At 60.8% G+C, this 19,499-nt stretch carries 20 protein-coding genes; 11 read left to right on the plus strand and 9 right to left on the minus strand.

Annotated features, from left to right (window positions below; translation table 11 throughout):
• Window positions 1-110: 110 nt before the first annotated feature.
• Window positions 111-1,229, minus strand: a complete 1,119-nt coding sequence (gene ald / locus EOL43_RS12165; RefSeq protein WP_133488969.1) for an alanine dehydrogenase — start codon at window positions 1,227-1,229, stop codon at window positions 111-113.
• A gap of 162 nt (window positions 1,230-1,391) precedes the next feature.
• Here ald and EOL43_RS12170 point away from each other — a divergent pair, with 162 nt between their 5' ends.
• On the plus strand, window positions 1,392-1,850 hold the full coding sequence (locus tag EOL43_RS12170) for an Lrp/AsnC family transcriptional regulator (RefSeq protein ID WP_133488971.1): 459 nt from the start codon (window positions 1,392-1,394) through the stop codon (window positions 1,848-1,850).
• A gap of 109 nt (window positions 1,851-1,959) precedes the next feature.
• On the opposite strand, the gene EOL43_RS12175 is transcribed toward EOL43_RS12170, so the two are convergent.
• A complete protein-coding gene (locus EOL43_RS12175) occupies window positions 1,960-3,201 on the minus strand; it encodes an MFS transporter (protein ID WP_133488973.1) in 1,242 nt (413 codons plus the stop codon).
• 98 nt (window positions 3,202-3,299) lie between these two features.
• Here EOL43_RS12175 and zapE point away from each other — a divergent pair, with 98 nt between their 5' ends.
• The gene (zapE, locus tag EOL43_RS12180; protein ID WP_133488975.1) at window positions 3,300-4,385 is read left to right on the plus strand and encodes a cell division protein ZapE; all 1,086 of its coding nucleotides are present in this window, start codon (window positions 3,300-3,302) and stop codon (window positions 4,383-4,385) included.
• A gap of 406 nt (window positions 4,386-4,791) precedes the next feature.
• On the opposite strand, the gene EOL43_RS12185 is transcribed toward zapE, so the two are convergent.
• From EOL43_RS12185 to EOL43_RS12195, 3 genes are read right to left on the minus strand one after another with little or no spacing between them, the layout of a single operon-like run.
• Complete coding sequence (locus tag EOL43_RS12185; protein ID WP_133489351.1) at window positions 4,792-6,030, minus strand: bifunctional folylpolyglutamate synthase/dihydrofolate synthase; 1,239 nt, start codon at window positions 6,028-6,030, stop codon at window positions 4,792-4,794.
• Between the two features lie 32 nt (window positions 6,031-6,062).
• Window positions 6,063-7,013, minus strand: a complete 951-nt coding sequence (gene accD / locus EOL43_RS12190) for an acetyl-CoA carboxylase, carboxyltransferase subunit beta (protein WP_133488977.1) — start codon at window positions 7,011-7,013, stop codon at window positions 6,063-6,065.
• Between the two features lie 31 nt (window positions 7,014-7,044).
• Complete coding sequence (locus tag EOL43_RS12195; RefSeq protein WP_133488979.1) at window positions 7,045-7,971, minus strand: CPBP family intramembrane glutamic endopeptidase; 927 nt, start codon at window positions 7,969-7,971, stop codon at window positions 7,045-7,047.
• A gap of 327 nt (window positions 7,972-8,298) precedes the next feature.
• Between EOL43_RS12195 and EOL43_RS12200 the strand changes: the two genes are divergently transcribed.
• The 7 genes from EOL43_RS12200 (at window position 8,299) to EOL43_RS12230 (ending at window position 14,806) form a co-directional block, all read left to right on the plus strand.
• Window positions 8,299-8,826, plus strand: a complete 528-nt coding sequence (locus EOL43_RS12200) for a hypothetical protein (protein WP_133488981.1) — start codon at window positions 8,299-8,301, stop codon at window positions 8,824-8,826.
• 120 nt (window positions 8,827-8,946) lie between these two features.
• Window positions 8,947-9,720: a DUF6478 family protein gene (locus EOL43_RS12205; RefSeq protein ID WP_205669551.1), complete on the plus strand. Its 774-nt coding sequence runs from the start codon at window positions 8,947-8,949 to the stop codon at window positions 9,718-9,720.
• Window positions 9,721-9,744: 24 nt separating this feature from the next.
• Window positions 9,745-10,125 (plus strand): hypothetical protein, encoded by a 381-nt coding sequence (locus tag EOL43_RS12210; protein ID WP_133488983.1) that lies wholly within the window; start codon window positions 9,745-9,747, stop codon window positions 10,123-10,125.
• The gene (locus EOL43_RS12215) at window positions 10,122-10,607 is read left to right on the plus strand and encodes a 2-thiouracil desulfurase family protein (protein WP_133488985.1); all 486 of its coding nucleotides are present in this window, start codon (window positions 10,122-10,124) and stop codon (window positions 10,605-10,607) included. Before EOL43_RS12210 ends, EOL43_RS12215 begins: the two co-directional genes overlap by 4 nt.
• Before the next feature lie 84 nt (window positions 10,608-10,691).
• The gene (locus EOL43_RS12220) at window positions 10,692-12,719 is read left to right on the plus strand and encodes an NADPH-dependent 2,4-dienoyl-CoA reductase (protein WP_133488987.1); all 2,028 of its coding nucleotides are present in this window, start codon (window positions 10,692-10,694) and stop codon (window positions 12,717-12,719) included.
• A 25-nt stretch (window positions 12,720-12,744) separates the two neighbouring features.
• Window positions 12,745-13,665 (plus strand): AEC family transporter, encoded by a 921-nt coding sequence (locus tag EOL43_RS12225; protein ID WP_133488989.1) that lies wholly within the window; start codon window positions 12,745-12,747, stop codon window positions 13,663-13,665.
• Between the two features lie 235 nt (window positions 13,666-13,900).
• A complete protein-coding gene (locus EOL43_RS12230; protein ID WP_133488991.1) occupies window positions 13,901-14,806 on the plus strand; it encodes a LysR family transcriptional regulator in 906 nt (301 codons plus the stop codon).
• Window positions 14,807-14,869: 63 nt separating this feature from the next.
• Here the strand turns inward: EOL43_RS12230 and EOL43_RS12235 are convergent, their stop codons facing one another.
• From EOL43_RS12235 to EOL43_RS12250, 4 genes are read right to left on the minus strand one after another with little or no spacing between them, the layout of a single operon-like run.
• Window positions 14,870-15,793 (minus strand): OmpA family protein, encoded by a 924-nt coding sequence (locus EOL43_RS12235; protein ID WP_133488993.1) that lies wholly within the window; start codon window positions 15,791-15,793, stop codon window positions 14,870-14,872.
• Entirely contained in the window at window positions 15,790-16,365 is a 576-nt protein-coding gene (locus tag EOL43_RS12240) for a peroxidase-related enzyme (protein ID WP_133488995.1), read from the minus strand. The genes EOL43_RS12235 and EOL43_RS12240 overlap by 4 nt, the downstream gene beginning before the upstream one ends.
• 12 nt (window positions 16,366-16,377) lie before the next feature.
• Entirely contained in the window at window positions 16,378-17,109 is a 732-nt protein-coding gene (locus EOL43_RS12245; RefSeq protein WP_133488997.1) for a GNAT family N-acetyltransferase, read from the minus strand.
• The gene (locus EOL43_RS12250) at window positions 17,106-17,834 is read right to left on the minus strand and encodes a competence/damage-inducible protein A (RefSeq protein WP_133488999.1); all 729 of its coding nucleotides are present in this window, start codon (window positions 17,832-17,834) and stop codon (window positions 17,106-17,108) included. Before EOL43_RS12250 ends, EOL43_RS12245 begins: the two co-directional genes overlap by 4 nt.
• Before the next feature lie 38 nt (window positions 17,835-17,872).
• Here EOL43_RS12250 and sfsA point away from each other — a divergent pair, with 38 nt between their 5' ends.
• Entirely contained in the window at window positions 17,873-18,571 is a 699-nt protein-coding gene (gene sfsA, locus EOL43_RS12255) for a DNA/RNA nuclease SfsA (RefSeq protein WP_133489001.1), read from the plus strand.
• Between the two features lie 35 nt (window positions 18,572-18,606).
• Window positions 18,607-19,455 (plus strand): type I methionyl aminopeptidase, encoded by an 849-nt coding sequence (map, locus tag EOL43_RS12260; protein ID WP_133489003.1) that lies wholly within the window; start codon window positions 18,607-18,609, stop codon window positions 19,453-19,455.
• The last annotated feature ends 44 nt before the right edge of the window (window positions 19,456-19,499 follow it).

Consider the following 19,499-nt stretch of genomic DNA (forward strand, 5'->3'; position numbering starts at 1 on the left):
AGTAAGCCCTGCCATCTGGCGGGGCTTCTTTCGTTTTGGGGACCCATTGCGCCGAAAACAAAAAGCCCCGCACAATGGCGGGGCTTTTCAAAAGGCCTGGGAAGGGAGGATCAGGCCTTCAGCGCCAAGGCTGGCGAAAGGACGTCAAGGCCAAGGGCCTCGCCAACGGCATAGTAGGTCAGCTTGCCCGCGTGCACGTTCAAGCCGTTCAGCAGATGCGGATCGTCTTCACATGCCTGCTTCCAGCCCTTGTCGGCCAGCGACAGCATGAAGGGCAGGGTGGCGTTCCCCAGCGCGATGGTCGAGGTGCGCGCAACTGCGCCCGGCATGTTGGCCACGCAGTAATGCATCACGTTATCGACCTCATAGATCGGGTCAGCGTGGGTGGTCGCCTTCGAGGTTTCGAAGCAGCCACCTTGGTCGATGGCCACGTCGACCAGCACAGCGCCCGGTTTCATGGTCGACAGCTGCGCCCGGCTGACCAGTTTCGGGGCGGCCGCGCCCGGGATCAGAACGGCGCCGATCACCATGTCAGCCTGCTGGACCAGCTCGGCGGTGGCCGCAGCGGTCGAGTACTGATTCTTGAAGGTGCCGCCAAAGACGTCATCCAGATAGCGCAGACGCGGCAGCGAGCGGTCCAGAACGGTCACATCCGCGCCCATGCCAGCCGCGATCTTGGCCGCGTGGGTGCCCACGACACCGCCGCCAATTACAACGACCTTGGCCGGGCCCACACCGGGCACACCGCCCATCAGCACACCACGACCGCCATTGGCCTTCTGCAGGGTCCACGAGCCAACCTGCGGGGCCAGACGTCCGGCAACTTCCGACATCGGGGCCAGCAGGGGCAGGCCGCCATTGTTGTCGGTCACGGTCTCGTACGCAATCGCGGTACAGCCCGAGGCCAGCAGGTCATGGGTCTGCTCGGGATCGGGGGCAAGGTGCAGATAGGTGAACAGAAGCTGACCTTCGCGCAGCATCTTGCGCTCGACGGCCTGCGGCTCTTTCACTTTCACGATCATGTCGGCCTTGGCAAAGACCTCTTCGGCCGTGTCCAAGACGGTCGCACCAACGGCGCGGTAATCGTCATCCGAGAACCCAGCGCCCATCCCGGCATTGGTTTCAACGATGACGGAATGGCCACGTCCGATGGCCTCGCCTGCGGCGGCGGGCGTCAATCCGACGCGGAATTCCTGTGGTTTGATCTCTTTCGGGCATCCGATCAGCATGGGGGTGTCCTCCTTCTCCCTAGCGCTGAAAAAATAGGCTGTTCTTCTTTGATCTTGGGGGTGTCCCGACGCAATTGCTTTGAAAAGATGTGGCGTGTTGGGTATAGTTCTTCGAAGAAATCTGCGCCGATGGCGCAAACAGCGCAAGGAATGTGATCGAAATTGGAACTTGATAGCGTAGATCGTCGCATCTTGCGGGCATTGCAGCGCACTGGCCGCATCTCGAACGCAGAGCTGTCCGAGAAAGTGAACCTGTCTCCGTCCGCCTGCCATCGCCGGGTCCAACGACTCGAGGCCGAGGGCTTTATCAAGGATTACGTGGCGCTTCTGGATGCGCGTAAAATGAACTGCCCGACCACGGTCTTCGTCGAGATCACGCTGTCAGGTCAGGCCGACGAAGTGCTGGACGCCTTCGAACGCGAGGTTGCACGGGTGCCGGACGTTCTGGAATGCCACCTCATGGCAGGCACAGCGGACTATATTCTGAAAGTCGTCGCCCAAGACACCGAAGATTTCGCGCGCATCCACCGCCAATACCTCGCCCGCCTACCGGGTGTTCAGGGGATGCAGTCCAGCTTCGCCCTGCGTACGGTGTTCAAAACCACGGCGCTGCCCGTCTGAAACGCGCCCGCATTTTCTTGCCATAAATATCCCGGGGTAGCATGAGCTTCCGAAGGAAACTCATGCAAGGGGCAGCGCCCCTCAGGCTCACGAAGTGAGCCACCGAAACTTACGCCGTGCGCGCCGACAATGGCCGCTCTTTCACCGGCAAATGCACAATGGCCGAGAACGCCCCGACCCCCACACCGATCCACCAGACCAGCGTGTAATCGCCAAACGCGTCATACATCCGGCCGCCCAGCCAGACGCCCAAAAAGCTGCCCAACTGGTGCGAGAAGAAGACGATCCCATAAAGCGTCCCCATGTAACGCAGCCCATAAATATGCGCGACAAGACCCGACGTCAGCGGAACGGTTGCCAACCACAGTGACCCCATCGCGATCGAGAAGATAATGACCGAGGTCGGCGTGATCGGCATCAGGATGAACAACCCAGCCACAATCGTGCGCCCGGCATAGATCGCCGCCAGCAGATATTTCTTCGAATAGGTCTTGCCCAGATAGCCCGCAAAGAGCGTGCCCGCGATATTGGCCAACCCAATCAGCGAGATCGAAATCGCCCCCAGCGCCGAAGTCGTCGAGACCCCAACCGCGGCCAGCGTGCCTGACGGATCAATCGCCCCGCACATCTCGGTCACGAAGGCCGGGAAGTGGGCGGTGATGAAGGCCAGCTGATAGCCACAGGAAAAGAAACCCAGGAAGATCAGCGTATAGCTGGGATCCTTGAACGCCTTGATCAGGATCTGTCCCATGCTTTCTTCCAGCTCGGACTTACTGGCGATGGTCTCGGTCTTTATCAGCGGCAGCAGGGCCAGCGTGGCCAGAATGGCGGCAGCAAAGACAACAAAAACGTTTTGCCACGTCATGAAACTCAGCAAGTATTCGGCCAGCGGAGCCCCGAAAACCTGACCGGCGGACCCGGCAGCGGTGGCAATTGCCAGAGCCATCGAGCGATTCTCGTCGCTCGAGGCTCGGCCCACGACGGCCAGAATGACGCCAAACCCGGTGCCCGCGATGCCGAAACCCACCATCACCTCAAGCATCTGGTGCGCTTCCGGCGTCACGGCCATCGAACTTGCGACCAGACCAACTGCATAAACAATCGCACCCATAATGATCGCCTTGCGGTCCCCGATCTTCTCGGCAATCGCGCCGAAAATCGGCTGTCCGATGCCCCAGGCAAGGTTCTGGATCGCAATCGCCAGCGAAAACTCGGCGCGGGGCCAGTTGAATTCGGTGGCAATCGGGATCTGGAACACGCCGAAGCTGGCCCGGATCGCAAAGCTGATCAGAATGATAAGACAACCAGCCACAAGGACCGGCGTGATAAGGGGCGCGCGCGTTTGTTCCATAGCAGCAATGTCAGACAATAGCCGCACTGCGTCAATTCTTGCTTTTTGATGTGCCACTTAACCTTTCCTTATGTGACGCGGCGTTTTATCTGTCGGTCATGGCGAATTTGATCCAAACCTATGATGCCCTTGCCCAATCTGGCGAGATTACCCGCGACCCCGCACAAGAGGCCTGCCTGCCGGGCCTCGAAGACATCCGCGAACATCTGGACGCCGCCCCCAAGCGCAAGCGGGGCATTCTGGGTGGGCTGTTTCATTCCAAACCCGAAGAGGTGCCGCAGGGGCTGTACCTGTGGGGCGGCGTTGGGCGTGGCAAGTCAATGTTGATGGACCTGTTTGTCGACAGTCTGGAAAACACCGCCGCCCGCCGCGTGCATTTCCACGCCTTCATGCAAGAGGTGCACGAGGGCATGGCCGAGGCGCGCAAGACCGGCGTGGATGACCCGCTGGCGCCGGTCGCTGCGAAGATCGCCGCCGATGTAAAGCTTTTTGCTTTTGACGAAATGCAAATCACCGACATCACCGATGCGATGATTGTCGGGCGATTGTTCGAAAAGCTGTTCGACGCGGGTGTGGTTGTTGTCACCACGTCGAACCGCCACCCGGATGAACTGTATAAAGACGGGCTGAACCGCCAGTTGTTCCTGCCTTTCATAGCACTTCTGAAAGATCAGATGGTGGTGCACGAACTGGTCAGTCCGAACGACTATCGCCAAGATCGCCTGGCGGGCGAGCAGGTCTATTTCAGCCCCGCGAATGCGGAAGCACGGCAGGCGATTGATGCGCTGTGGAGGGATTTGACCGGCGGGCAGGCCGAGCCCTTGGTGCTGACCGTCAAAGGGCGCGAGGTCGTGTTGCCCGCCTATCGCAACGGGGCCGCGCGGGCGCGGTTCCATGATCTGTGCGGCGCGATGTTGGGGCCGGGTGACTATCTGACCGTCGCCAATGCGGTGAAGCTGTTGGTGCTGGAAGACATTCCGCGCCTGAGCCGTCAGAACTTCAACGAGGCGAAGCGCTTCGTCACGCTGATCGACGCGCTTTATGAGGCGAAGGTGCGCCTGATCGCATCCGCTGCGGCCCTGCCCGAGATGCTCTATGTCGAAGGCGAAGGTTCGTTCGAGTTTGAACGCACGGCCAGTCGCTTGCGCGAGATGCAGGACAAAGACTGGGGAATGGACGACTAGCGGCGGGACGAGGGGCCGCGCATCTGCGACCCCTCAGGTTTGCACCTGCCTGCCTAACTCGGATGGGGTCGGAATACCCCGAAGCGCCGCTGGGTTAGGCAAAGAGTCACGATGTTAGTTTGTGATCACAAAGGCATAGGTAATTCTTGCCCCGTGCGAATCACTTTGCCGCCCCGGCGAAATGTACTGCTCGATAAGCCGTCCACTTATTGCGGACTTTGCCTATAGAATACTCTATTTATAGGCGCTAACCCCTTAAACCGTCAACGTTTTACATGGAATCACTGCCGATTCGCGAATCGGGTAAAAAAGTGATTCTTTTCGGGGGTTTGACTCGTGTTCTTGATGCGGTTGGGCGTGACCGTGCAAAATTAATTTTGTGATCACGCCCGTGAAATTCGCCGTCTTAGCCGTTTTCGCGCAGGATTGCGCCCGCCAGATACAAGGACCCGCAAATCAGGATGCGCGACTGCGGATCGGTTTGCGTGATGGCGGCAATCGCGGCCTCGACCGAGTCTGCGGTGCGCGCGGTCATCCCGACCTTCGCGGCTTCCTCTGCCGTGGTTTCGGCAGGTAGGGTGTTGGGCTCGTCCGGGATGGACACGGCGGTCAGGCTATCGGCCACACCCGCCAACGGGCGCAGATATCCCGCGATGTCCTTGGTGTTCAGCATCCCGCAGACCAGATGAGTGGGGCGCTTGGGCAGATCTGCCAGTACGCCTGCCAGCATCTCGCCCGCGGCGGGGTTGTGACCGCCATCCAGCCACAGCTCGGCGTCGCCTGCTGCGTCGATCAGCGGGCCATTGCGCAAACGCTGCATCCGCGCGGGCCATGTGACGTCGCGCATCGCGGCCTCGCAGGCGGCTTCGTCAAAGCCCAACACGCGCAGGGCAGCGATTGCGGCGCCAGCATTTTCGATCTGGTGCGGGCCGATCAGGGCGGGTAGGGGCAGATCCAGCAGCCCGTTTTCGTCTTGGAAGATCAGCCGTCCACGCTCTTCCCAGAAATGCCAGTGCTGGCCGTGCACGAACAGGGGGCAGCCCAGCTTGGCGGCACGCGCCTCGATCACCTCAAGCGCTTCGTCTTTCTGCGGGCCAACCACGCAGGGCACACCGCGTTTCAGGATGCCTGCTTTCTCGCCTGCAATCTCGGGCAGGGTTTCGCCCAGAAACTGCGTGTGGTCGATCGAGATCGGGGTGATCACGGTCAGCGCGGGTTTCTCGACGACGTTGGTCGCGTCCAGCCGACCGCCCAGCCCGGTTTCCAGCAAAGTGAAGTCGGCAGGCGTTTCGGCGAAGGCCATCAGCCCCGCGACGGTTGTGATCTCGAAATAGGTGATGTTTTCGCCGTTATTGGCAGCATAGCAGCGGTCCAGCACCTCACTCAGGGCGTCTTCGCTGATCAGCTCACCGGCCAGGCGGATGCGTTCGTGGAAGCGCGCGAGGTGCGGCGAAGTGTAGGCGTGCACGGCCTTGCCCGCGCCCTCAAGCCCCGCGCGGATCATCGCTTGGGTCGAGCCCTTGCCGTTCGTCCCTGCCAGATGAATGACCGCAGGCAGTTTGTCCTGCGGGTTGTCCACGGCCCCCAGCAGCCGCCAAACACGATCAAGCGTCAGGTCGATGATTTTCGGGTGCAGCGACATCATCCGGTCAAGGATGACGTCCGAGCCTTGGGCGCTCACGCTTTGTCGGCCTTGTCTGCGTCGGCCTTTGGGGCGGGCGCGGCCTCGTCTGTGGTCTCTTCCTGCGCCGGGGCAGGAAGATCGCCTTTCACCGCAGGCGGCTGGCCGGTCAGCATGCGCAGGATCGTCACCAGCTCGTCCTTCATGTCCTTGCGGTGTGTCACGCGATCCAGCATGCCGTGATCCAGCAGGTATTCAGCGCGCTGGAAACCCTCGGGCAGTTTTTCGCGGATGGTCTGTTCGATGACGCGCGGGCCAGCAAAGCAGATCAGAGCGTTGGGTTCGGCGATATGCACGTCGCCAAGCATCGCGTAGGACGCCGTCACGCCGCCCGTGGTCGGGTGGGTCAGGACGACGATGTAAGGCAGGTTTGCTTCTTTCAACATCTGCACGGCAACCGTGGTGCGCGGCATTTGCATCAACGACAGGATGCCTTCCTGCATCCGGGCGCCACCGGCAGCGGAAAACAGAACCAAGGGGCGTTTCAGAGCCACAGCGCGTTCGGCAGCGGCGATGATCGCGTTGCCGACATACATGCCCATCGAGCCGCCCATGAAGCTGAAATCCTGCGCGGCAGCGACGATCGGCGTGCGGCCAATTTCGCCCTCGGCCACCAGCATTGCTTCGCGTTCGCCGGTGCCTTTACGGGCGGACTTCATACGCTCGGGGTATTTCTTCTGGTCTTTGAATTGCAGCGGATCGTCGATCGGGGCGGGGACGTCTACCTCGGTGAAGATGCCGCCGTCGAACAGATGCGTAAAGCGGTCGCGCGGGGTGATCGCCATGTGGTGATCGCAGCTCGTGCAGACATTCTGGTTCTCGGCAAATTCACGGTGGAACAGCATGGTTCCGCATTCACCACATTTGGTCCACAGATTTTCCGGCACCTCGCGGCGCGAGAAAAGCGAGTTGATGCGGGGGCGGACGTAGTTCGAGATCCAGTTCATCGCCAGACTTCCTTTTTGCGTTTGGCCTTAGTTAGTCTGCCTTGGAGGCATTTGCAATTGGGGCTTGCCGCTGCGTGAGCTTCAACCAGATCACAAATGCGACCAGAACCAGCACGGTTTGCAGAATCATTGCGGCCGTCGTGGTCCAACCTTTCAGATCAACTTCGGCCACGAAAAGGGAAAAACCATCCAAACTTCCCGCATTGCCCACCAGCACCATCGCCATGTTGTTGCCGAAGTGCAGCCCTGCAGCCGCGCCGATATTGCCGGTGCGGATGGTCACAAAGCTAAGGACTATGCCCACGACGCTGGTGTGGATGACGTAAAACACCGCGTTGATGCCCCAAGTGGCATAGTCTCCGTGCATCAGGCCGAAGGCGACCGAGGGCAGGACCGCCCAGATCCAGACCGACTGAAACCGGGCGCGAAGTTGTTGGAGCATGTATCCGCGAAAGACCAGTTCCTCGGCAAAGGCCTGGATGAAGATCAGAATCAGGGCTGGAACAAGAACCAGCATCCATTCGTCCGTGGGCAGGTTGCGCTCAAGCTGGGTTTGATCTTGGGCGGCAATGAACAGCGGTTCGAACATTTGCAGCAGACCGGCAGCGAAGCTGATCCCCAGAGCAATCAAGAGGCCGATGCGGAACTGTCTCCACAGGACGCGTCTCTGAGGGCCAAGCAGCGTTAAGAAGCTGCGCTTGTGCAGGAAACGCACGACCAGCCACAGGCCAAGGTGATAGCCAAGGAAGGTCAGAAAGAAGATGCCAGAATGTGTGGCCGAACCACCGCCAAAGATGATGGCAGGGTCTGTATCGATCAGCCACGCGCCGCCCATGAAGATCGCGAAGGTGGCTGTGAAAAAGACCACATGAATCAGGATGAACCCAAGGATCGAGCGCCAGATTTGGCAGGAGTGCTGCGCAGGGGACCAGAAGTAAGACTGGGGGACGGGGGTCACGGGGCGGCTCCTGTACACATCAACTGGATCGTCCTGACAAATGTGTCGTGGATCGCCAAAAAGGACAATCAGGTTTTCCGTGACTTGCGTCTGGCGGGGTAGGCTTGCTATCCGATCAGGGTCGAGGCGGGAATGGGTGTCCGAGTGTTAAGTAACGGAAAAAGCCGAGTTCGGAGGCAGCAGATGCGTTGGGCGGCGGGGGTTGTTCTGACGGCGTTGCTTGCCGGCTGCTTCGGTGGGGCAGCGTCCGATGATGTACGCAATAGCCCTTTGTTTTCGAAACAAGCACCGTCCGCATCGCGCGATTTGGTTCGGAAGCGGACGGTCATGTCCGGGGCTGTGACCATCGCCGCGCCCAAGGGATATTGCGTTGATGTCAGTTCGCTGCGGGATCAGGCGTCGGGGGCATTTGTCCCGCTTGGCGCCTGTGCGGCCCTGACGCGCAATGCCGCCGATCCTAGCCCTAAGACACCAGCCTTTCTGGTGGCCAGTGTCTCGGCCCAGCCCGCAGGTGCGGTGACTGCAAAGGGTGATGCTGACGCGCAGATGGCGCAGGCGCGGCGTTTTCTGGAAAGCACCGCTGGCCGCGCGGCGCTCAGCCGGTCCGGCGATGCCGATACCGTGACTGTCTTGGACCTAAAGACCGCGTCGGGCGTGGTGAAAGTGCTAACGCGTGACAGTTCGGGCAATCGTCCTGAATCCTTGTCAGACACGACCTGGCGTGCGTTCCTGCCGGTTGGTGACAAACTTGTCGTCGCCAGCGTCACCGGGTTCACAGAGCATCCGCTAAGCCCGCGCAATGGTCTGACGCAGTTGAATAAATTCATCGCGGCGATCGAAAAGGCCAACCCCTGAAACCGCGCTGCCAATGGTGGCGCGGCGTCAACTTTTCGTAAATTGCGAAATTAACGATTATCTGATTAAGTGCAGCCATCCTGACACCTGATCACCACCAGAACGGGCAGACACACAGATATGCAAAGCTGGATTACCTCGCTTTCGGATCGCTTGACCGACCGTCGGGCCCTGCGCCGTTGGACGCGTGCGGCGGGCGATGCTGGGGCGATCGACAAGCCCACACTGCGGCAGGCACGCGTGCGGGCGCGGCAGTTGCGTCAGCAGTTGGATCAGGTGCTCTACACCGCTGACAGCCGCTTGGCGCTGCCAGCCCTTGGGTCCAACACGTTTCAAAAGCCACTCCATTCCGATTGGGCACACCGGCCCGAGGCATGGCGGGGCCCGCTCGAACCATCCGGCGTAGCGTCTGTGCGCAACGCGACGCAATTCGGGGACGAGGTGAAGCTGTTCCACGACTGTCCTCTGGCCGAGGTTGCCGTCCGCCAAGTGCGCAACACGCGCGAAGCGGACCTTGCGCCGTTTGGCGTCGCGCTTGAGGTCTTTGGCTTCGAAGGCTCGTTCTTGTCCTTCGCGGTCGAGCTGCCCGAAGGCGCAACCGACGGTCTGCACCGTAATCATATCGTGCGCCTGGCCGTATCCGCCGAGGCCGAACGCCCCATCGACGTCTTTGCACGTCTGAACATTCAGCATGGCCCGAACCACGAACAACTGCCCAATAAGCAGACCCTTGGCGAAGGTGAGACAAACTTCGAATTCGACCTCGCCTATTCCAACATGAACGAAAAGCGGGTGCAGAAAATGTGGGTCGATCTGGTGTTTGGTGATCCCGCTATGAACCAAATCACGCTGCGCGATCTGACGCTGTACCGTTACCCCCGTGCCGAGATCTAAGGGCATCGCCAAGAAGGAGCACTCATGGCCAACATGACGCTTGAAAAAGCCCGCATTCACGCCGGCATCTGGGAAGGTGTCCTGACCGCGCCCGTCGATGCCGCGCCCGCGCTTCAGGTGATGCATCAGGCGCAAGAGGTGCCGGGGGTCGAGGTCACCGCGCTGGACGGCCAGTCCGGTCAGTTCAGCGTGCGCGTGCCGATCCCGGCCGCGCTTTTGGCTGACGGTATTCAGACCTTCGTCATTCAGGACAAGGCCACCGGGCAGACGCTGGACAGCTTCGTGATTGTCACCGGCGAGCCGCTTCAGGCAGACATCCGGGCCGAGATGGATTTGCTGCGATCCGAGCTCGACATGCTGAAACGCGCCTTCCGTCGGCATTGTCAGGACGGCGACGAAGGATGACCGCGATCCTCGTCAGTGCGTGTCTGCTGGGGCAGAAAGTGCGCTATGACGGGGCGGCGAAAACGCTGACAGATGCGCGGTTAAGCCGTTGGGCGCAGAAAGGGTGGTTGCATCCGATTTGTCCCGAGCTTTTGGGTGGTCTGTCCGTCCCGCGCCTGCCAGCCGAGATCGAACCGGGCCATGATGGTGCGTCGGTCCTGTCGGGGCAGGGGCGTATTTTGGACCTGCATGGCGGCGACGTGACGGATGCATTTCTTCAGGGCGCTAAGATTGCCGTGGACCATGCGCGAAAACACGGATGCCAATATGCTTTGCTGACCGAGGCCAGCCCGTCCTGCGGGTCACGTGTAATCTACAGTGGCCATCATGATGGGGAGCGACGTGCCGGGATGGGCGTTGTGACGGCGGCGTTGACGCAGGCCGGGGTGCAGGTGTTTTCGTCCGAGCAGATCGAGGAACTGGCATCCCTGATTGAAACCTAGGGCAACTAGATTACGCAGCGTTTCAGGTGACAGCGCTTTACGTGCACGTCAATATCTCGAGAAACAGGCAGCCCGAGGACCGCTATGACCCGCTACCCACATCTTCTTGCCCCGCTCGATCTTGGTTTCACCACGTTGAAAAACCGCGTGCTGATGGGCTCGATGCACACCGGACTGGAAGAGCGCGGCGACTGGAACCGCGTGGCCGAGTTCTATGCGACCCGTGCCCGTGGCGGCGCGGCGCTGATCGTGACGGGCGGGATGTCTCCGAATGACGAAGGTGGCGTGTTCCCCGGCGCGGCGGGATTGTTCTCGGACGAAGACATTGCCAACCACAAGACGGTTACGGATCGGGTTCATGCGGAAGGCGGCAAGATCGCGATGCAGATCCTGCATGCTGGGCGCTATGCCTATGGGCCGAACTGCGTATCGGCCAGCCCGGTGAAGTCCCCGATCTCGCCCTTCCCGCCGAAAGAGCTGGACGAGGACGGCATCCAGAAACAGATCGACGATTTCGCCACCGCCGCCGCCCGCGCCAAGGAGGCCGGGTATGATGGGGTCGAGGTTATGGGCTCCGAAGGCTATTTCCTGAACCAGTTCCTTGTGACCCATACCAACAAACGCGAGGACCGCTGGGGCGGGTCCTATGAAAATCGTATGCGTCTGCCGATTGAGGTCGTGAAGGCCGTGCGTGCCGCCGTTGGGCCGGAGTTCATCGTGATCTACCGCCTGTCGATGATCGACCTTGTTCCGAACGGCTCCAGCTTTGACGAGGTGATCCAGCTGGCCAAGGAAATCGAAGCCGCGGGTGCGACCATCATCAACACTGGCATCGGCTGGCACGAGGCACGCATCCCGACCATTGCGACCTCGGTGCCGCGTGCAGCGTTTACATGGGTCACGAAAAAGCTGATGGGGCAGGTGTCGATCCCGGTCATCACCTCAAACCGGATCAACACACCCGACGTGGGGGAAGAGGTTCTGGCAGGCGGCGCGGCCGATATGGTGTCGATGGCGCGCCCGTTCTTGGCGGACCCGGATTTCGTGGTCAAAGCCGCCGAGGATCGCGCCGATGAGATCGCGCCCTGTATCGCTTGTAACCAAGCCTGTTTGGACCACACCTTCGGCGGTAAGATCTCGACCTGCCTGGTGAACCCGCGCGCCTGTTACGAGACCGAGCTGAGCTATGATCTGACCGACACGCCGAAATCCATCGCCATTGTGGGCGCTGGGCCCGCGGGGCTGGCGACCGCGCTGGTCGCGGATGAGCGCGGCCACAAGGTTACGCTGTTTGACCGCGCCGATCAGGTGGGCGGGCAGCTGAACATGGCCAAGAAGATCCCCGGCAAGGAAGAGTTCATTGGGCTGGTTGACTGGTATGACCGGATGGTCCGTGCCTCGGACATTGATCTGCAATTGGGGCGCGAGGTGTCGGCTGACGATTTGGTTGGCTTTGACGAGGTGGTGATCGCCACCGGTGTCTCGCCCCGTGATCCGCAGATCGATGGGCAGGACGGCGCGAATGTGCTGTCTTACATCGACGTGCTGCGCCACGAGGCGCCCGTGGGGGACAAGGTGGCCATCATCGGCGCGGGCGGCATCGGCTTTGATGTCGCTGAATTCCTGACACAGGCGGGCGACAGCCCGACCGAGAACCTAGAGGAATGGCTGTCTGAATGGGGCGTCACCGATCCGGGCGCGGCGCGGGGTGGCTTGGCCCCTGAGGGTCCGAAACCGGAAGCCCCCGCGCGTCAGGTCGTGCTGCTGCAGCGCAAGGCGCAGGCGCTGGGCAAGGGGCTGGGTAAGACCACTGGCTGGATTCACCGCGCGACGCTGAAGATGAAGGGCGTCGAAATGCAGGGCGGCGTGAACTACGAACGCATCTCGGACGAAGGGCTGATGGTCAGCTCGGGCGAGGCGCGCGAGAACCCGCGCGTGATCGAGGCCGACAACATCATCCTCTGCGCAGGCCAAGTGCCTGAGCGCACAGTTTTCGATCAGCTGGCCGAGAAAGGCATTACCGCGCACATCATTGGCGGCGCAGATGTCGCTGCCGAGCTTGACGCCAAGCGCGCCATCGACCAAGGATCGCGATTGGCGGCCTCGCTCTAACAGCTGGGGCCTGAATGAGGGCCCTATGCTATTCCTGTCGATCTTCTTGGGACTTCTGCCCAGCTTCCTTTTGATTGTGCTGGGCGGGCTGGTGCGTGGGCGTCTGTCGGATAACGCGTGGCAGGGGCTGGATCGCCTGAATTTTGAGATCCTATTCCCCGCTCTTTTGTTCGTCGCCGCCGCCAGCCGCCCAATCGAGATTGCACAGGTCATCACCATGGCCCCGGTGGTCTGGGCCATTCTGGGCATGGGGCTGGCGCTGGGCTGGCTGACGCGCGGCATCGGGCCGGACCGTTTTCTGGATTTCGCGGGTGCTTGGCAGGTCACGTGGCGCTTCAACACCGCGCTGGGTCTGGTGGCTGTAGGGTTGTTGCAGCAAGGCGGTCTGGGCGAGATGGCCGTGGCCGTTGGCATGGGCGTGCCCGTCGCAAATCTGTTTGCAGTCAGTGCTTTGTCCCGTGGCGGCGCGATGGGGCTGAAACAGACCCTTCTGAAGATCGCGCTGAATCCTTTCCTGCTGGCCAGTCTGTCCGGCCTGTGCGTCGGGCTTCTGAAAATCCAAATCCCGCAACCGATCATGGCACCGCTGGATCTGCTGGCAAAAGCCGCCATTCCGATCGCGCTGTTGTCCATCGGGGCCACGATGGAGTGGAAGGCCTTGGCGCGGTTGAACCGGTTCAGCGCGGCGATCTCGGGCATCAAGCTGTTGGCGCTGCCCGCCTTCGCACTGGCTTGTGGCGTTATCCTGGGGCTGTCGCCGGGTGTGGCCTCGGTCCTCGTGGTGTTTGCGGCGCTGCCTACCGCGTCCGCCGCACACGTGCTTGCGTCCGCATTTGGCGCAGATCGCCGTCTTGTGGCCACATTGATTGCACAAACAACCTTGCTGTCCGCCCTCAGTCTGCCCCTTTGGATTACAATCGCAGAGGTTGTATTTACCCTGCGTTAGGGTGAACACGCGTTCAGTTCGCTGTTCCTTAGTTGAGGTTTTGCAGTTCTCACGAAGGGGGCGGCGACCTCTTGCAGCTTGAAGTTGTGAAGCGCTTGGGATCTGTCAAATTATCTCGTTTCCAGATCGTGAACATAAACCGAATTACCCCTGTAATGTCGGCAGGTCTTCACAGTCTTGCCCCAATTTGTGGCGATACAAATATGGCTGCGAGAATTTTTTTAGAGAGTGAGTGATGGATCGATTGACCGAAATGGAGGCATTCGCAACTGTCGTGGATCAAGGGGGATTCACCGATGCCGCCAAGAAGATGGGGATCTCGAAGTCTGCCGTATCAAAGCATGTGTCCAGTCTTGAGGCGCGTTTGGGGGCGCGGCTTCTGAACCGCACGACACGGCGCGTCAGCCCGACCGAGATTGGACTTGCCTATTACGACCGCGCGCGGCGCGTGTTGAATGACGCGGGCGAAGCAGATGCCTTGGTCACGTCTATGCAATCAGCCCCGGCTGGGATGCTGCGGATCTCGGTCGCGACAGATTTCGGCGTTAACCACCTGAGCCCAGTTCTGGGTGAGTTCCTGAAGGATTTTCCAGACGTCACCGTGAACATGGAATTGGCAAACCGCTATGTCGAGCTGATCTCGGAAGGGTTCGACATGGCCATCCGTGTGGGCGAGCTTGAAGATAGCTCGTTGCGCGCGCGCAAGATCGCCGAAACCACGCGCAAGATGGTCGGCAGCCCCGCCTATTTCGAGCGCTACGGACGCCCGCAGCGCATTGATGATCTGAACAATCACAAGCTTCTACACTATTCCAGCCAAAGCTCGGGCAATGTGTGGAAGATCCCCGCTCCGTCCGGCGAGCTCCGGCAGGTGCGTTCTGCTGGCTGGCTCAGCGTGAATGACGGGCAGTCGCTGTTGAACGCGGCGATCTCGGGTCTGGGCATCGCCTATCTGCCCAGCTTCCTCTACGCCGACGCGTTAGAGCAGGGCTTGGTGGAAGAGGCCATTCCGGATTTGCCCGCCGACATTCAGGGGATTTACGCGGTGTATCCTCCGGGACGGTTCACGCAGCCCAAAGTGCGGGCCTTCATTGATTTTCTGGTGCAAGCCTTTGCAAACAAAGGGCCAGACATCTGGTAAAGGCAGAGCAGTAAAAGCGAAGAGCATCTGCGGCGGGCTGGTCCCGCCGCTTTTTTGTTCGGGTTAGTTGGTGTTCAGCAGAACCGCTTCCACGCGACGGTTCAGCTCGCGCCCTTCGGCTGTGGCATTCCCGGCCAAGGGGGACAGATAGCCAACGCCGTCAGCAGACACTTGGCCCGCGTCTACACCATAGCCTGTGATCAGACGCTCCATTACCGACGTCGCACGTTTGCGGGACAGAGCGACATTGCCCTCAAGACTGCCCTCGGCATCCGTATGCCCGACCAGAACCACCCGTCGGGCTGGGTCTGCGCTAAGATACGCGGCCAGATCGGACAGTGCGGGCACGTCGCCTTCGGCCAGCTGAGCTGATCCGGTGGCGAAGGACAGGCCGGACAAGACCACATGCCCAAGGGTCGACAGCTGAACATCCAGCGGGTCGCTGGGCTGGGGCGCAGCAATCGGCGCCGCCTCTGTCGTCGTCAGCACAGGCACGCTGTCTTTCGAGGGCGTCACAAAGGTGAGCTCGAAAAACGCGTCCTGCGCGCTGTGGCTGACCAGAATTTGCGCAAAGCTGTCATCCTTGCGGGCGCTCAGGAAGTGATAATCCGCCAGATCAACGAACATGTCGGGGGACTGAAAATGCCCTACCTGAAACCGGAAATCGAACCCGCCACAGGACACAGCCTGACATTGATAGAGGAAGTTATAGCCGTCCTGAAGTAACTGCTCGCGCAGCGCGGTCAAAATCTGATAGCTGCGCGCGTTTTGGCCGGGGACGCGCCACGCCTGCCTGTTCACATGGCCAGTCGCGGTGATGGCCGGAACCGCCGCGCCGTCGAAACGGCTTGTGGCGATCTCGGCCTGACCGTTTTCCGAGACCTCGGCCTGAAGCCTGGCCCCGGCGGGCAGGTCCAGCGCCGCCGCCGAGAAGGGCAGCGTGGCGACCACACAGGCAAGGGCAAGCAGGCGGCGGGGTAAGATCATCGGCTTTGGGCGTGGTATTCGTCGTTTGGCTTCATCCCAACGGCCGAGGCCATGCGGTTGGACATCGAGAAGAACCCGACCGTCGCCGCAATGTCCCAGATATCCCGATCTGAGAACCCAACATCACGCAGCGCCTGACGATCGGCTTCCGAGGTTTCCGAGGAGGCTTTGGTGATCTTTTCCGCGAAGGTCAGCATCGCGGTTTGGCGCGCATCCAGATCGGCCATGCGCCAGTTCATCACCATCGCCTCGCCCAGCATTGGATTGCCCGACAGCTGACGCACGGCGGCGCCGTGGGCAACCTGACAATACCAGCACCGATTGATCGAGCTGACGACGACCGCGATCATCTCGCGTTCCAGCTTGGACAGCCCGCTGTCGTCCAGCATCACCTCGTTATACATGTCCATGAAGGGGCGCAGCTTGGCCATGTCGAAGGCGTAGGCCTGCAGCACGTTCGGGATCAGCCCCAGTTTCTCATCACAGATGTCGAAATACTTCTGAATGTCTTCGGGCAGGGGGTCGACCATCGGCAGGTCAAGGGCGGTGACACCGTTTGTTTTGCGCGCCATGCTGTATCCTTCTTAGCGTTTCACACGGTAATGGTAGTGCCCAACCAGATGCATGCCAAGATTTGCATACAGCGGATTTGCAGCGTGGTTGCCTTGGGTCACGATCAGCGACAGGAACTTGGCGCCCTGATCCTCGGCCCACTTGGCGGCCTGTTTCAGCAGATTCTGACCAGTGCCCATCCGGCGCATCTTGGGATCCACATGCAGGGCGTGCGCCATCGCAATGCCGTCATGGATGCCCACAAAGCCAACACCCGCGGGTGTGTCATCGGTGCGCGCCAGAAGGGCTGTCTTGGGGCAATCCGCGCGCTCCATCACGGCGCGGCGGTGTTCGTGGATGCCGCCAGCTTCCCACAGCTCGGTCATGATCGACAACATCGGCCAGATCGCAAAGGCCGAGACGGGCGGCAGCGGGTCGCGGGTCAGTTCGGCCACGGGAATGACCCAGATGTTGACCGGATCCACGATCTCGTACCCGTGTTGCGCCAGCATCTCGTCCAGATGCTCGTCACCTGCGCGGATTTGGAACAGCGGATCCATGCCCATGTCGCGCATCGCTTTTTCAGCGGCGGGCAGGTCGGCTTCGGTGGTCGGCCAGTTCTCGGTCGCGGCGGACACACGCTTGCCACCGCCTGCGCCGTCACGCACCACCCATGCGCCAACACGCTGCGTGGCGGCGGGGGGCCAGGTGGCTTCACAGACCTCGATCAGTTGTTCGGGGGAAGGAAGATGGGGCGTTGTCATGTGGCCTCCTTGAACTGGTCTTGAAGCGAACGGGCGGCGTCACTTATCAGGGCCGCATCTGTGCCGCGAATAACAATGTTGACGCCGAACGCGCCGTTTTCGATGAACGGGTAGGATCCAAAGCTGAGCGTAGCATAGTTCTGCACAAGCTGCCCCAACGGACCCGCAATATCGCCTTCCCCCCGGTCGATCCGCACGGTGCGCGACACCAAGGGCGCGCCGCCGGTCAGGCTGGGCAGGACGCTTTCGACCATGGCGTTGAAGACGGATGGGACGCCTGCCATGACATGCACGTTTTCCAGCGTAAATCCGGGTGCGATTGAGACAGGGTTGTCGATCAGGGTGGCCCGATCCGGGATGCGCGCCATGCGCTGGCGGGCTGCGTTAAACTCGCGGCCGTTCTCGGCGTAATAGGCGGCCAACAGATCACGGGCGTCGTCGCGAATGTCGATGTGGTCGTCAAAGGCACGAGCGATGCAGTCGGCGGTGATATCGTCATGCGTCGGACCGATCCCGCCGGACGTGAACACATGGTCATAGCCTGCGGACAGGGCTTTCACGGCGGTCACGATGGCATCGGCATCGTCGGACACCACGCGGACCTCTTTCAGGTCAATGCCGTGTTCGGTCAGGCGGCCTGCAAGGTGATGCATATTCGCATCCCGTGTCCGGCCCGATAGAATCTCGTCTCCGATTACCAGCATTGCGGCAGAGGGGTTGGGCATCGCTTGTTCCTTTCCTGTTTCCGGTATAGGCCCGAGATATGGAATTTCCCAGCCCTCTTATACCCGCTACGCTTGTACGTCGTTATAAACGCTTTCTGGCCGACTGCCTGCTGACAGATGGTCGCGAAGTCACGGCGCATTGCGCCAATCCCGGTTCCATGATGGGTCTGGCCGAGCCGGGGGCGAAAATCTGGCTGGAGCCTAACGACGATCCCAAGAAAAAGCTGAAATTTGGCTGGCGCTTGGTCGAACATGCGGACGGGCATTTTACGGGCGTCGATACCTCGGTTCCAAACCGCGCGCTGAAGGCCGCGCTTGAGGCACGTGCCGTGCCGGGGTTGGGCGACTACGACACCGTCCGGGCCGAGGTGAAATACGGCGAGAAGAGCCGCATTGATTTCCTGCTGGAAGGGGATGGCCTGACCTATGTCGAAGTCAAATCCGTCACCCTCTCCCGCCAACCCGGTCTGGCCGAATTTCCCGACAGCGTCACCGCCCGTGGCACTAAGCATCTGGGCGAATTGGCGAAGATGGTGGGCGAGGGCCACCGTGCCGTGATGCTATATCTGGTGCAGCGCACCGATTGCGACCGGTTCGATTTAGCGCGGGACATTGATCCCGCCTATGGGCAGGCTTTTGATGCCGCCCGCGCGGCGGGGGTCGAGGTGATCGTTTTAGGCACCTCAATTTCGCCGTCTGGGGTCGATGTCGCAGCCCCTCTGGCGTCTTTGGCCTGAAGGCCCTATCTAGGGGGCAGAAGAAGGAAACCACCATGGACGACAAGATGCGCGTAACCAAGGAAGGCATTCGCCTCTATGACCCGGCGGATTTCGCGGGGATGCATGCGGCAGGCAAGCTGGCGGCCGAGATTTTGGACCGCGTGGCCCCGATGATCGCCCCCGGTGTGACTACCGCCGAACTGGATGCTGCGATCGAAGCGATGGTCGACGAAGCGGGTGCCGTGTCGGCCACCATTGGCTATAAGGGCTACAAGCACGCGTCGTGTATTTCGCTGAACCATGTGGTCTGTCACGGCATTCCCGGCTCGAAAACGCCGAAGATGAAGAATGACAAGACCGGCCGCAAACATGACGAGCTGGTCGAGGGCGACATCCTGAACATCGACGTCACTGTGATCGTCGATGGCTGGTATGGCGACACCAGCCGCATGTACAAAGTGGGCAAGATCAAGTCCTTCGCGGATCGCCTGATCCAAGTGACCCATGACGCGCTGATGGAGGGCATCGCCGCCGTCAAGCCGGGCAACACCTTCGGCGACATCGGTCACGCCATCCAGAAATATGCCGAGGCACAGCGCATGTCCGTCGTCCGCGATTTCTGTGGCCACGGTCTGGGCCGCGTGTTTCACGCCCCGCCTAACGTGCTGCATTATGGCCGCCCGGGCACCGGTGCTGTGTTGGAAGAAGGCATGTTCTTCACCATCGAGCCGATGATCAATCTGGGCCGCCCGGAAACCAAGATCCTGTCCGATGACTGGACCGCGATCACGCGCGACAAGTCGCTGTCGGCGCAGTTCGAACACTCGGTCGGCGTGACGGCGGATGGGTGCGAGATCTTCACCCTGTCGCCTGCCGGGAAGTTCCACCCGACCTGGGGGTGAACGCAAAGTTGACTTAGGGGAAACTTTCTGAGGTTTCCCCCTAG

Origin of the sequence: Aliiroseovarius marinus (assembly GCF_004360145.1) — a bacterium.
Lineage (GTDB): Bacteria > Pseudomonadota > Alphaproteobacteria > Rhodobacterales > Rhodobacteraceae > Aliiroseovarius > Aliiroseovarius marinus.

Bases quoted from the DNA above. Each gene is read 5' to 3' on its own strand.
- EOL43_RS12240 (WP_133488995.1), bottom strand. From the start codon at position 16,365: ATGGCGCGCAAAACAAACGGTGTCACCGCCCTTGACCTGCCGATGGTC.
- EOL43_RS12220 (WP_133488987.1), top strand. From the start codon at position 10,692: ATGACCCGCTACCCACATCTTCTTGCCCCGCTCGATCTTGGTTTCACC.
- EOL43_RS12235 (WP_133488993.1), bottom strand. From the start codon at position 15,793: ATGATCTTACCCCGCCGCCTGCTTGCCCTTGCCTGTGTGGTCGCCACG.
- EOL43_RS12200 (WP_133488981.1), top strand. From the start codon at position 8,299: ATGTCCGGGGCTGTGACCATCGCCGCGCCCAAGGGATATTGCGTTGAT.
- EOL43_RS12215 (WP_133488985.1), top strand. From the start codon at position 10,122: ATGACCGCGATCCTCGTCAGTGCGTGTCTGCTGGGGCAGAAAGTGCGC.
- EOL43_RS12205 (WP_205669551.1), top strand. From the start codon at position 8,947: ATGCAAAGCTGGATTACCTCGCTTTCGGATCGCTTGACCGACCGTCGG.
- accD (WP_133488977.1), bottom strand. From the start codon at position 7,013: ATGAACTGGATCTCGAACTACGTCCGCCCCCGCATCAACTCGCTTTTC.
- ald (WP_133488969.1), bottom strand. From the start codon at position 1,229: ATGCTGATCGGATGCCCGAAAGAGATCAAACCACAGGAATTCCGCGTC.
- EOL43_RS12245 (WP_133488997.1), bottom strand. From the start codon at position 17,109: ATGACAACGCCCCATCTTCCTTCCCCCGAACAACTGATCGAGGTCTGT.
- zapE (WP_133488975.1), top strand. From the start codon at position 3,300: ATGGCGAATTTGATCCAAACCTATGATGCCCTTGCCCAATCTGGCGAG.
- EOL43_RS12185 (WP_133489351.1), bottom strand. From the start codon at position 6,030: ATGATGTCGCTGCACCCGAAAATCATCGACCTGACGCTTGATCGTGTT.
- EOL43_RS12210 (WP_133488983.1), top strand. From the start codon at position 9,745: ATGGCCAACATGACGCTTGAAAAAGCCCGCATTCACGCCGGCATCTGG.
- EOL43_RS12175 (WP_133488973.1), bottom strand. From the start codon at position 3,201: ATGGAACAAACGCGCGCGCCCCTTATCACGCCGGTCCTTGTGGCTGGT.
- map (WP_133489003.1), top strand. From the start codon at position 18,607: ATGGACGACAAGATGCGCGTAACCAAGGAAGGCATTCGCCTCTATGAC.
- sfsA (WP_133489001.1), top strand. From the start codon at position 17,873: ATGGAATTTCCCAGCCCTCTTATACCCGCTACGCTTGTACGTCGTTAT.
- EOL43_RS12230 (WP_133488991.1), top strand. From the start codon at position 13,901: ATGGATCGATTGACCGAAATGGAGGCATTCGCAACTGTCGTGGATCAA.
- EOL43_RS12225 (WP_133488989.1), top strand. From the start codon at position 12,745: ATGCTATTCCTGTCGATCTTCTTGGGACTTCTGCCCAGCTTCCTTTTG.
- EOL43_RS12250 (WP_133488999.1), bottom strand. From the start codon at position 17,834: ATGCCCAACCCCTCTGCCGCAATGCTGGTAATCGGAGACGAGATTCTA.